Annotated in this window: 10 protein-coding genes; 9 read left to right on the top strand and 1 reads right to left on the bottom strand. The window is 61.2% G+C overall.

From position 1 onward, the window contains the following. Positions 1-6 precede the first annotated feature (6 nt). The 7 genes from HU725_RS18150 to HU725_RS18120 all read left to right on the top strand — a co-directional run bounded on the left by HU725_RS18150 (position 7) and on the right by HU725_RS18120 (position 8,043). The gene (locus tag HU725_RS18150; protein WP_225915497.1) at positions 7-1,254 is read left to right on the top strand and encodes a D-mannose isomerase; all 1,248 of its coding nucleotides are present in this window, start codon (positions 7-9) and stop codon (positions 1,252-1,254) included. A 104-nt stretch (positions 1,255-1,358) separates the two neighbouring features. Beyond that, positions 1,359-2,645 (top strand): ABC transporter substrate-binding protein, encoded by a 1,287-nt coding sequence (locus HU725_RS18145; RefSeq protein WP_186477729.1) that lies wholly within the window; start codon positions 1,359-1,361, stop codon positions 2,643-2,645. 136 nt (positions 2,646-2,781) lie between these two features. After that, positions 2,782-3,690 (top strand): carbohydrate ABC transporter permease, encoded by a 909-nt coding sequence (locus tag HU725_RS18140; RefSeq protein ID WP_060480160.1) that lies wholly within the window; start codon positions 2,782-2,784, stop codon positions 3,688-3,690. Further along, positions 3,683-4,528 (top strand): carbohydrate ABC transporter permease, encoded by an 846-nt coding sequence (locus HU725_RS18135; protein ID WP_186477730.1) that lies wholly within the window; start codon positions 3,683-3,685, stop codon positions 4,526-4,528. The genes HU725_RS18140 and HU725_RS18135 overlap by 8 nt, the downstream gene beginning before the upstream one ends. 3 nt (positions 4,529-4,531) lie before the next feature. Continuing rightward, positions 4,532-5,686, top strand: a complete 1,155-nt coding sequence (locus tag HU725_RS18130) for an ABC transporter ATP-binding protein (protein WP_186477731.1) — start codon at positions 4,532-4,534, stop codon at positions 5,684-5,686. 41 nt (positions 5,687-5,727) lie between these two features. Then, positions 5,728-7,071: a carbohydrate porin gene (locus tag HU725_RS18125; RefSeq protein ID WP_186477732.1), complete on the top strand. Its 1,344-nt coding sequence runs from the start codon at positions 5,728-5,730 to the stop codon at positions 7,069-7,071. A gap of 117 nt (positions 7,072-7,188) precedes the next feature. Continuing rightward, positions 7,189-8,043 (top strand): D-hexose-6-phosphate mutarotase, encoded by an 855-nt coding sequence (locus HU725_RS18120; protein ID WP_060480156.1) that lies wholly within the window; start codon positions 7,189-7,191, stop codon positions 8,041-8,043. On the opposite strand, the gene hexR is transcribed toward HU725_RS18120, so the two are convergent. After that, positions 8,036-8,899, bottom strand: a complete 864-nt coding sequence (gene hexR, locus HU725_RS18115; RefSeq protein ID WP_186477796.1) for a DNA-binding transcriptional regulator HexR — start codon at positions 8,897-8,899, stop codon at positions 8,036-8,038. The genes HU725_RS18120 and hexR overlap by 8 nt on opposite strands. 211 nt (positions 8,900-9,110) lie before the next feature. On the opposite strand from hexR, the gene zwf reads away from it, so the two are divergent. Further along, positions 9,111-10,580, top strand: a complete 1,470-nt coding sequence (gene zwf, locus HU725_RS18110; protein ID WP_186477733.1) for a glucose-6-phosphate dehydrogenase — start codon at positions 9,111-9,113, stop codon at positions 10,578-10,580. Then, positions 10,567-11,280 carry a 6-phosphogluconolactonase gene (gene pgl, locus HU725_RS18105; RefSeq protein WP_060480153.1) on the top strand — a complete coding sequence of 238 codons (714 nt, stop codon included), beginning with the start codon at positions 10,567-10,569 and terminating at the stop codon, positions 11,278-11,280. Before zwf ends, pgl begins: the two co-directional genes overlap by 14 nt. Positions 11,281-11,282: the final 2 nt, after the last annotated feature.

Below are 11,282 nucleotides of genomic sequence, written 5' to 3'. Positions count from 1 at the left end.
CGGCTCATGAATCTTGATTTCCCTGTTGGCAGCTGCCTGGATTCGCCTGCCCATGCAGCCTGGCTGCGGCAAGAAGGGCGGCGGCTGCTCGACTTCGCCAAGGCCTCCCGGTTGCCCGAGGGCTTTGGTAGCCTCGATGCTGAAGGGCGTCTTGCCCCAGGCGCCAGCGCTCAAACCCTGAACACAGCGCGCATGACCCATTGTTTCGCGATCGCTCACATGCAGGGCGAGCCGGGCTGCCTTGCCTATGCCGAGCACGGTGTCGCGGCCCTGCTGGGGCCACTGCGCGATCATGAACATGATGGCTGGTTCGGCCATCCTTATGGCGACAACGATGATGCCAAGCTGGCCTACCTGCATGCATTCGTGGCGCTGGCAGCCAGCTCTGCGGCAGTGGCTGGGGTTGCCGGGGCCAGGCAGTTGCTAGGGGATGTGGTGCGGGTGATCGAAGGGCATTTCTGGTGCGAGGCGCAGGGTGCCCTGGATGAGAGCTTCTTCCGTACCTGGCAATTGCCTGAGCCCTACCGTGGCGCCAACAGCAACATGCACGCCACCGAAGCATTCCTGGCCCTGGCCGATGCCACTGGCGACCCGCTGTGGTTGCAGCGTGCCTTGCGCATTGCCGAGCGCATCATTCACGTCCATGCCACTGCCAGTGGCTACCGGGTCATCGAGCACTTCGACGCCAGCTGGCAGCCACTGCTGCACTATAACCAGGCTCAGCCAGCCGATCTGTTCCGGCCCTATGGCACAACGCCTGGGCATGCCTTGGAGTGGGCGCGGCTGCTGCTGCATCTGGAGGCCAGCTTGCGCCTGGCCGGGCAGGGCGCACCGGATTGGCTGCTGGAATGCGCCTGCGGCTTGTTCGACAGCGCCTGTCGCCAGGCCTGGGGCGTCGATGGTGAGCCAGGCTTTGTCTACACGCTGGACTGGGACAACCGCCCAGTGGTCAGGCAACGCCTGCACTGGGTCCACGCCGAAGCTTGCGCCACGGCGGCCGCCTTGTGGCGCAGAACCGCAGAAGCACGCTATCAGCAGTGGTACCAGTGTTTCTGGGCGTTCATCGACAAGCATTTCATAGACCGCGATCGCGGTAGCTGGCATCACGAACTCGATGCCAGCAACAACCCAGCCGGTACGCTATGGCCAGGCAAGCCTGACCTCTACCACGCCTATCAAGCACTACTGCTGCCCAACCTGCCATTGGCCCCGAGCCTGGCAACTGCCGTTTCGCACTATGTAACCAAACGATGACATTCGCGCATCGCTTCGTTACCTGGCGAAGCGGGCGCGCTGATTAGACTCCATGCAATGCAAGCGATCGACTTGCCCTGCATAACAACAAGAAAGGTATTGCGATGAATTCTACCCTCCGCCTCGCCGCCGCGATCTCCCTTGCCTCGCTCCTGCCCTTCAGTGTGTCGGCTGCCGATTCCAAAGGCACTGTCGAAGTGGTGCACTGGTGGACCTCCGGTGGTGAAAAAGCTGCTGTCGATGTGCTCAAATCGAACGTCGAGAAAGATGGCTTCGTCTGGAAGGACGGCGCTGTTGCCGGTGGTGGCGGTGCCACTGCCATGACGGTGCTCAAAAGCCGCGCCGTCGCAGGCAATCCGCCTGGAGTCGCCCAGATCAAAGGCCCGGACATCCAGGAATGGGCGACCACCGGGCTGCTGGACCCAGAGGTACTCGAAAGCGTCGCCAAAGAAGAAAAATGGGATGCTTTGCTCGATCAAAAGGTCGCCAACACCGTGAAATACGAAGGCGCCTACGTTGCGGTGCCGGTCAACATCCACCGCATCAACTGGCTGTGGATCAACCCGGACGTCTTCAAGAAGGCCGGCATCGACAAGGCGCCAACCACACTCGATGAATTCTACGCCGCTGCCGACAAGCTCAAGGCGGCTGGTTTCATCCCGCTCGCCCATGGCGGCCAACCTTGGCAGGACAGCACCGTATTCGAAAGCGTGGTGCTGGCGGTGATGGGAGCAGATGGCTACAAGAAGGCTCTGGTCGACCTGGACCCGGCGGCCCTGACTGGCCCGCAGATGGTCCAGGCATTGACCGATCTGAAGAAAATCGCCACCTACATGGACCCTGATGGCAAAGGCCAGGATTGGAACCTGGAAGCGGCCAAGGTCATCAATGGCAAAGCCGGCATGCAGATCATGGGCGATTGGGCCAAGAGCGAGTGGACCCTTGCCAAGAAGACCGCCGGCAAGGACTACCAGTGCGTACCGTTCCCTGGCACCGACAAAGCATTCCTCTACAACATCGACTCGCTGGTGGTGTTCAAGCAGAACGACGAAGGTACCGCCGCCGGTCAGCAGGACATTGCCCGCAACGTCATGGGCCAGGACTTCCAGAAGGTCTTCAGCATCAACAAGGGTTCGATCCCGGTGCGTAACGACATGCTCGCCGACATGGGCAAGTACGGCTTCGACGAGTGTGCCCAGACCTCGGCCAAGGACTTCCTCGCCGACGCCAAGACTGGCGGCCTGCAGCCGAGCATGGCGCACAACATGGCCACTTCGCTGGCTGTCCAGGGTGCCTTCTTCGATGTGGTGACCAACTACATCAACGACCCCAAGGCCGACCCGGCCGATGCGGCGAAGAAGCTGGCTGCGGCGGTCAAGGCTGCCAAATAGCCCGTTCGAGCTTGGCCAAATCCCTGCTGGAGCGGGTTAAACCGCGAACACCTGCGTAGCCACCGCCTGGCGGTGGCTTGTTCGCGGGGCAGCCCACTCCTGCAGGTGATCTGTTGACCTTACCCTGGTGGCTAACATGACGACACTGACCGCCCAACTGCGGGCTTCCCCCCTGGACGCGCTGCAGCGCTGGCTGCCGAAACTGGTGCTGGCGCCGAGCATGTTCATCGTTCTGGTGGGCTTTTACGGCTACATCCTGTGGACCTTCGTGCTGTCCTTCACCACTTCGACTTTTCTGCCGACCTACAAATGGGCGGGCCTGGCGCAGTACGCCCGTTTGTTCGACAACGACCGCTGGTGGGTAGCGAGCAAGAACCTTGCGCTCTTCGGTGGGCTGTTCATCGCCATTAGCCTGGCTATTGGTGTGCTGCTGGCGGTGTTGCTGGACCAGCGTATCCGCCGCGAGGGTTTCATCCGCACGATCTACCTGTACCCCATGGCGCTGTCGATGATCGTCACCGGTACCGCCTGGAAGTGGCTGCTCAACCCTGGGATGGGTCTGGACAAGCTGCTGCGCGATTGGGGCTGGGAGGGTTTTCGCCTGGACTGGCTGATCGACCCTGACCGGGTGGTGTACTGCTTGGTGATCGCCGCCGTATGGCAGGCCTCGGGCTTCATCATGGCGATGTTCCTTGCCGGCTTGCGCGGGGTCGACCAGTCGATCATTCGCGCTGCGCAAATCGACGGTGCCAGCCTGCCACGTATCTATTGGACCGTGGTACTGCCTAGCCTGCGCCCGGTGTTTTTCAGCTCGCTGATGATCCTCTCGCATATCGCGATCAAAAGTTTCGACCTGGTAGCGGCAATGACGGCCGGTGGGCCTGGTTATTCCTCTGACCTGCCGGCGATGTTCATGTACTCCTTCACCTTCAGCCGTGGCCAGATGGGCATGGGTTCGGCCAGCGCCATCCTGATGCTCGGGGCGATCCTGGCGATCCTCGTGCCGTACCTGTATTCGGAACTCAGGAGCAAGCGCCATGCGTGACGTGTCGATCAAGTCGCCGGTCAGCCTCAGCCGTATCGCCATCCATGCGGTACTGCTGATCGCCGTGCTGCTGTACCTGGTGCCGCTGGTGGTGATGCTGTTGACCAGCTTCAAGTCCCCGGAAGACATCAGTACCGGCAACCTGCTGAGCTGGCCTGCGGTAATTACCGGCATCGGCTGGGTCAAGGCCTGGGAAACGGTCAGTGGCTACTTCTGGAACTCGATCATGATCACCGTGCCGGCGGTACTGATCTCTACAGCCATCGGCGCACTGAATGGCTATGTGCTGGCGATGTGGCGCTTTCGCGGCTCGCAGCTGTTCTTCGGGCTATTGCTGTTCGGCTGCTTCCTGCCGTTCCAGACGGTGCTGCTGCCGGCTTCGTTCACCCTCGGCAAGCTGGGGCTGGCCAGCACCACCAGCGGCCTGGTGTTGGTGCACGTGGTCTACGGCCTGGCCTTTACCACGCTGTTCTTTCGCAACTTCTACGTGAGCATCCCCGATGCCCTGGTCAAGGCTGCACGCCTGGACGGCGCGGGTTTCTTCACCATTTTCCGCCGCATCATCCTGCCGATGTCGACGCCGATCATCATGGTCTGCCTGATCTGGCAGTTCACCCAGATCTGGAACGACTTCCTGTTCGGCGTGGTGTTTTCCAGCGGCGATTCGCAGCCGATCACCGTGGCTCTGAATAACCTGGTCAACACCAGCACTGGGGCCAAGGAATACAACGTCGACATGGCGGCGGCAATGATCGCCGGTCTGCCAACCCTGCTGGTTTATGTGGTGGCAGGCAAATATTTCGTCCGCGGGCTCACCGCCGGCGCGGTCAAGGGGTAAGTCATGGCAACACTCGAACTTCGCAATGTGAACAAGACCTACGGTACCGGCCTGCCGGACACCCTCAAGGACATCCAGTTGGCGATCAAGGATGGCGAGTTCCTGATCCTGGTGGGCCCTTCCGGCTGTGGCAAGTCGACCTTGATGAACTGCATCGCCGGCCTTGAGCAAATCACCGGTGGCGCAATCCTCATCGACGGGCAGGATGTCAGCGGCATGAGCCCCAAGGATCGCGATATCGCCATGGTGTTCCAGAGCTACGCGCTGTACCCGACCATGAGCGTGCGCGAAAACATCGAGTTCGGCCTGAAGATCCGCAAGATGCCCCAGGCTGCCATCGATGAGGAGGTGGCGCGGGTGGCCAAGCTGTTGCAGATCGAGCACCTGCTGGCGCGCAAGCCGGCACAGCTTTCCGGTGGCCAGCAGCAGCGTGTGGCCATGGGCCGCGCGCTGGCGCGGCGGCCGAAGATCTACCTGTTCGACGAGCCGCTGTCCAACCTGGACGCCAAGTTGCGGGTGGAGATGCGTACGGAAATGAAACTGATGCACCAGCGCCTGAAAACCACCACGGTGTATGTCACCCACGACCAGATCGAGGCCATGACCCTGGGCGACAAAGTGGCGGTGATGAAGGATGGCATCATTCAGCAGTTCGGCACGCCCCAGCAGATCTACAACGACCCGGCCAACCAATTCGTTGCCAGCTTCATCGGCTCGCCGCCGATGAACTTCATTGCGGTACGCCTGGCCAATCAGGATGGGCGCCTGATGGCAGTGCTCGACAGTGGGCAAGCCCGCTGCGAACTGCCACTGGGGCAGTCCAATGATGACCTCGACGGCCGCCAGGTCATTCTCGGTATCCGCCCTGAGCAGATCAGCTTGGGTGCAAACCAGGGCAATGGCCTGCCGGGGATTCGCGCCGAAGTGCAGGTGACCGAGCCCACCGGGCCGGACCTTTTGGTGTTCGTCACCCTCAACCAGACCAAGGTCTGCTGCCGCTTGGCGCCCGATATCGACTGCCGGGTCGGCGACAGCCTGAACCTGCAATTCGACCCGGCCAAGGTGCTGCTGTTCGACGCTGACAGCGGCGAACGCCTGCACCTGGCCAGCAGTGAAACTGTCGTAAAGGACAACGTGGCTCAGATCAAGAGCCGTTAAACCGTCTACATCACCAATAAGAAAAAAGAGGACGCAAAGGGATGGAACAGCGCAAACGCATCACAACCCTGGGTTCATTGGCCCTGCTCGCCGTGGTCGGCAGCAGTGGCGCGCAAGCTGCCGAGGCATTTTCCAGCGAGTCGAAATGGATGACCGGCGATTGGGGCGGTACCCGCACCGAGCTTCTGAACAAGGGTTACGACTTCACCCTGGACTACGTGGGCGAGGTAGCCGGGAATTTGCACGGCGGGTACAACCACGACAAAACCGCGCGCTACAGCGACCAGTTTGCCTTGGGCGCGCACCTGGATCTGCAAAAGATCCTCGGTTGGCACGATGCCGAGTTCAAGCTGGCGATCACCGAGCGCAGCGGTCGCAACCTGTCCAACGATCGTATCAGCGACCCGCGTGCCGGCCAGTTCAGTTCGGTGCAGGAGGTGTGGGGCCGTGGCCAGACTTGGCGTCTGACGCAGATGTGGGTCAAGCAGAAATATTTCGATGGCGCGCTGGATGTGAAGGTAGGCCGCTTCGGTGAGGGCGAAGACTTCAACAGCTTCCCCTGCGACTTCCAGAACCTGGCCTTCTGCGGATCGCAGGTGGGCAACTGGGTGGGTGGCATCTGGTACAACTGGCCGGTCAGCCAGTGGGCGTTGCGGGTCAAGTACAACATCACGCCGGAGTTCTTCGTTCAGGTCGGCGCCTATGAACAAAACCCGTCGAACCTGGAGACTGGCAACGGCTTCAAACTCAGTGGCAGTGGCACCAAGGGTGCGATCTTGCCGGTGGAGATGGTCTGGCAGCCCAAGCTCAATGACCTGCCGGGGGAATACCGCCTGGGTTATTACTACAGCACCGCCAAAGCCGATGACGTGTACGACGACATTAATGGCAACCCGCAGGCCCTCACTGGCGAGGCCTTCAAGTCGCACTCGAGCAAGCATGGCTGGTGGGTGGTGGCGCAGCAGCAGGTCACCGCCCATGGCGGCGATGCCAACCGAGGCCTGAGCCTGTTCGCCAACTTCACCGTGCATGACAAAGCCACCAACGTGGTCGACAACTACCAACAGGTGGGCCTGGTCTATAAAGGCGCCTTCGACGCCCGGCCCAAGGACGACATAGGCTTTGGCGTGGCGCGCATTCATGTCAACGATGATGTGAAGAAACGCGCTCAGTTGCTCAATGCCCAGAGCGGTATCGATGATTACGACAACCCAGGGTTCGTGCCGGTACAGCGTACTGAGTACAACGCCGAGCTTTATTACGGCTTCCATGTCACCAACTGGCTGACCGTGCGGCCCAACCTTCAATATATCAAGCACCCAGGTGGCGTCGACGATGTGGACAGCGCACTGGTCGCGGGGTTGAAGATTCAGTCGTCATTCTAAGGCCAATTGTTGTAAATTTACGCCAATCCAACTTCGGCTCCCGGCACCCACTGGTTTGCAGTGGGTGCCGGGGATGGGCTGAGGTAGCGCTATCTCAAACAACAAGAGCTTGGAACCATGCCTGAACATCCGCTCCATCGCTTCTTTTCCTCGCAGCGGCCCCGGCCGACTTTCGAGTGGGAGCGTTATCAGCAGCGCGATGTGCTGATCATCGATCACCCCCGTTGCCAGGCAGTGTTCAGCCGCCAGGGCGCCCAACTGCTGCATTTTCAGCCGGCCGGCGAGCGGCCGTGGTTGTGGTGCGCCGAGCAGTGGCCGCAAGTGGGTGCCATTCGCGGTGGGGTGCCAGTGTGTTGGCCCTGGTATGGCCGCCACCCCAGCGAGGACCTGTGGCCCGCCCACGGCTGGGCGCGCTTGCTGGACTGGAAGCTGGTAGACAGTCGGGAGGACGAGCAGGGCGTCAGCCTTAAGTGGCGGCTGGACTTGTGCGATTGGCAGGTCGACCTGCATGCCAAGCTTGGCAGCCGCATGGAACTGAGCCTGAGCACCGAGCATCAGGACAGCGAACCTTGCCAGTTGAGCCATGCGCTGTTGGCTTACTGGCGTATCAGTGACGTTTCCGAGATAGCGCTATCTGGCCTGGAAGACATCGAAGGTTACGACCGCCTGAGCCGTCAGGCCTGCCGTGAAGAAGGCGCCTTGAAGCTCAAGGGCGGCTGCCAGAAAGTCTACCCAGGCACGCCGCGCGTGCAGTTGCAGGACCCGGCATGGCAGCGCGAGCTGTGCATCGATACCGGTGACAGCCACGATACCGTGGTCTGGCACCCAGGTAATCGGCCATTGATGGGCGTCACTGGCCGTGAGTGTCAGGGTTTCGTCTGCGTCGAGGCCGCCAGCGGCAGTGGCGAGGGCCTGAGCCTGGCGCCAGGGCAGCGAGCGCATCTGCGGCTGCAGGCGCACAGGCTCAGTTGAGTTCGTCGTCCTCTACCGGGTAGCGGCTAGCGTTGAGGCTCTCTTTGATCTTGCGCAGGTGCGGCTGGAAGTCCACACCGCGGCGCAGGGTCATGCCAGTGGCCAGTACGTCGAGCACGGTCAGCTGGATGATTCGCGAGGTCATCGGCATGTAGATGTCGGTGTCCTCAGGCAGCGGAATATGCAGGCTCAGGCTGCAGGCCTGGGCAAGGGGCGAGCCGGCAGCAGTCAGGCCCAGTACCGAAGCGCCGTTTTCCCGTGCCAGGCGCGCCACGTCGACCAGCTCGCGGGTGCGCCCGGTGTAAGAAATGATCACGAACAGGTCGCCGGTATGGGCCACCGAAGCCAACATGCGTTGCATCAGCACATCGGCGTGGGCCGATACCGCCAGGTTGAAGCGGAAAAACTTGTGCTGGGCGTCCAGGGCCACCGGTGCCGAGGCGCCGAGGCCGAAGAAGTGAATCTGCCGGGCCTGGATCATCATGTCCACGGCGCGGCTGACTTGTTGCGGGTCCAGTTGCTGGCAGGCACTGTCGAGCGAGGCGATGGCGCTGCCGAAAATTTTCTGGGTATAGGCGGCCGGATCATCGTCGGCTTCAACTGCCCGGCTTACGTAAGCTGCACCACTGGCCAGGCTCTGCGCCAGTTGCAGCTTGAGCTCCGGGTAGCCGCTGACACCAAATGAGCGGCAAAAGCGGTTGACGGTCGGTTCGCTGACCTTGGCCGCCTGGGCCAGCGCGGCGATGCTGAAACGGGTGGCTTGTTGCGGGTTGAGCAGGATGACTTCGGCGACTTTGCGTTCGGCCTTGTTCAGCTCGTCGAGGCGGCCCTGGATTTGTTCCAGGAGGTTTCGCACGCGGTCCATGGGTGTGTCCTTGGGTCGGGAAGACAGCCGGCTGAGGGAGCAGCAGGCTTTTTGCACGGTCGTCTATCGTACTGTCGGTGCGGTTGACGTACCACTTGTCTGTAGAGTTTGTGTTTAATGTTGTGGTTTTTACTACATTATCCCTTGAAAACCGTGTTTGAAAGCGGTATTCCTAGACCAACTTTAGGAAAGAACCAACATCATGGCTGCGATCAGTGTCGAACCTTGCACCTTTGCCCTGTTTGGCGCCCTTGGCGACCTGGCATTGCGCAAGCTGTTTCCTGCGCTCTATCAGCTTGACCGTGCCAACCTCCTGCATGCGGACACCCGCTTGCTGGCGTTGGCGCGAGAGGCGGGCAGCGTCGAGGAGCACCTCAATACCATCGAAGCGCATCTACGCCGGCATGTAGCCGAGGCCGATATCGAGCCGGCGGCGATGGGGCGTTTCCTCGGCCGTTTGCATTATGTGCACCTGGACTTCCTGCAACCTGAGGGCTACCAGGCGCTGGCCGAGCAACTGAACGCCGAGCAACCACTGATTGCCTACTTCGCCACGGCGGCGGCGGTTTACGGGGCAATCTGCGAGAACCTCGACAAAGCAGGCCTTGCTGCTCGCACCAGGGTCGTGCTGGAAAAGCCCATTGGCCATGACCTTGAATCGTCGCGGCGGGTCAACGACGCTGTAGCGCGCTTCTTCCCGGAAAACCGGGTATATCGCATCGACCACTACCTGGGCAAAGAGACGGTGCAAAACCTGATCGCGCTGCGCTTTGCCAACAGCCTGTTCGAAACCCAGTGGAATCAGAATTCCATTTCCCACGTGGAAATCACCGTTGCAGAGAAGGTCGGCATCGAGGGCCGTTGGGGCTACTTCGACAAAGCCGGTCAGTTGCGCGACATGATACAGAACCACTTGCTGCAACTGCTCTGCCTGATCGCCATGGACCCACCGAGCGAGCTGTCGGCCGACAGTATTCGTGACGAGAAGGTCAAGGTGCTCAAGGCACTGGCTCCGATCACTGGCGAGGGTTTGAGCACCAGCGTGGTGCGTGGCCAATACATCGCAGGCTACAGCGACGGCAAGCCCGTGCCGGGCTACCTGGAGGAAGACAACGCAAACGCCCAGAGCGACACCGAAACCTTCGTCGCCCTGCGCGCGGACATTCGCAACTGGCGTTGGTCCGGTGTGCCGTTCTACCTGCGTACTGGCAAGCGTATGCCGCAAAAACTGTCGCAGATCGTCATTCATTTCAAGGAGACGCCGCACTACATCTTCGCCCCGGAACAGCGCTTGCAGGTTGGCAACAAGCTGATCATCCGCCTGCAACCGGACGAAGGTATCTCTTTGCGCGTGATGACCAAGGAGCAGGGGCTGGACAAGGGCATGCAACTGCGCAGTGGCCCGTTGCAGCTGAATTTTTCCGACGCCTGGCGCAGTACGCGGATTCCCGATGCCTACGAACGCTTGCTGTTGGAAGTGATGCGCGGCAATCAGAACCTGTTCGTGCGCAAGGACGAAATCGAGTACGCCTGGAAGTGGTGTGACCAACTGATCGCCGGCTGGCGTAACGCGGGCGATGCGCCCAAGCCCTACGCAGCAGGTTCCTGGGGGCCGATGAGCTCGATTGCATTGATTACCCGAGATGGGAGGTCGTGGTATGGCGATATCTGAATTGAAGCTGCCGGCAGCGGTGCAGGTGCACGAGCTGGCAGAAGCCAAGTTACTGGCCGCTACCCTGGCCCACGATGTGGCCGAGCGCCTGCGCGCAGCCATCGCCAGCAAAGGTCAAGCGTGCGTGGTGCTGTCCGGTGGCCGTAGCCCGGTACCATTTTTGGAACAACTGGCCGGTGAGCAACTGGACTGGGCCAAGGTTACCGTCAGCTTGGCTGATGAGCGTTGGGTGCCGGTTGAGCATGCTGACAGCAACGCAGGGCTATTGGCACGTCACCTGTTCCAGGGGGCGGCGGCCAAGGCTCGCTTCATTGGCCTGTACCAGCAGGCCGAACATCTCGATGCGGCGGCCTTGAGCGCTGACCAGGCCTTGGCAGATCTGCCGCCCATCGACGTTCTGGTGCTGGGCATGGGCGACGATGGCCATACCGCCTCACTGTTTCCCAACAGCCCGAATCTGGCCGAAGGCCTGGACCTGAACAGCAAGCGCCGATGCCTGCCGATGCTCGCCCCGAGCGTGCCGCACCAGCGGCTATCGCTTACCCGCGCCATGCTTGCCAGTGCAGCGTTCACTGCGCTGTCTGTGCAAGGGCCGGGCAAACTCGCTACCCTGCGCGCCGCGCTGGCGGGCAACGACCTTGCGCAAATGCCGATTCGCGCCTTTCTTCACGACCCCCTGAGCATCTACTGGTGCCCATGAGC

The sequence above is a fragment of the Pseudomonas promysalinigenes genome, from assembly GCF_014269025.2.
Classification (GTDB): Bacteria; Pseudomonadota; Gammaproteobacteria; order Pseudomonadales; family Pseudomonadaceae; genus Aquipseudomonas; species Aquipseudomonas promysalinigenes.
Note: the sequence above shows the minus strand (reverse complement) of the source record. Positions and strands in the feature narration are given on the sequence as shown.

Bases quoted from the DNA above. Each gene is read 5' to 3' on its own strand.
- HU725_RS18135 (WP_186477730.1), top strand. From the start codon at position 3,683: ATGCGTGACGTGTCGATCAAGTCGCCGGTCAGCCTCAGCCGTATCGCC.
- HU725_RS18120 (WP_060480156.1), top strand. From the start codon at position 7,189: ATGCCTGAACATCCGCTCCATCGCTTCTTTTCCTCGCAGCGGCCCCGG.
- HU725_RS18145 (WP_186477729.1), top strand. From the start codon at position 1,359: ATGAATTCTACCCTCCGCCTCGCCGCCGCGATCTCCCTTGCCTCGCTC.
- pgl (WP_060480153.1), top strand. From the start codon at position 10,567: ATGGCGATATCTGAATTGAAGCTGCCGGCAGCGGTGCAGGTGCACGAG.
- HU725_RS18130 (WP_186477731.1), top strand. From the start codon at position 4,532: ATGGCAACACTCGAACTTCGCAATGTGAACAAGACCTACGGTACCGGC.
- zwf (WP_186477733.1), top strand. From the start codon at position 9,111: ATGGCTGCGATCAGTGTCGAACCTTGCACCTTTGCCCTGTTTGGCGCC.
- HU725_RS18140 (WP_060480160.1), top strand. From the start codon at position 2,782: ATGACGACACTGACCGCCCAACTGCGGGCTTCCCCCCTGGACGCGCTG.
- HU725_RS18125 (WP_186477732.1), top strand. From the start codon at position 5,728: ATGGAACAGCGCAAACGCATCACAACCCTGGGTTCATTGGCCCTGCTC.
- HU725_RS18150 (WP_225915497.1), top strand. From the start codon at position 7: ATGAATCTTGATTTCCCTGTTGGCAGCTGCCTGGATTCGCCTGCCCAT.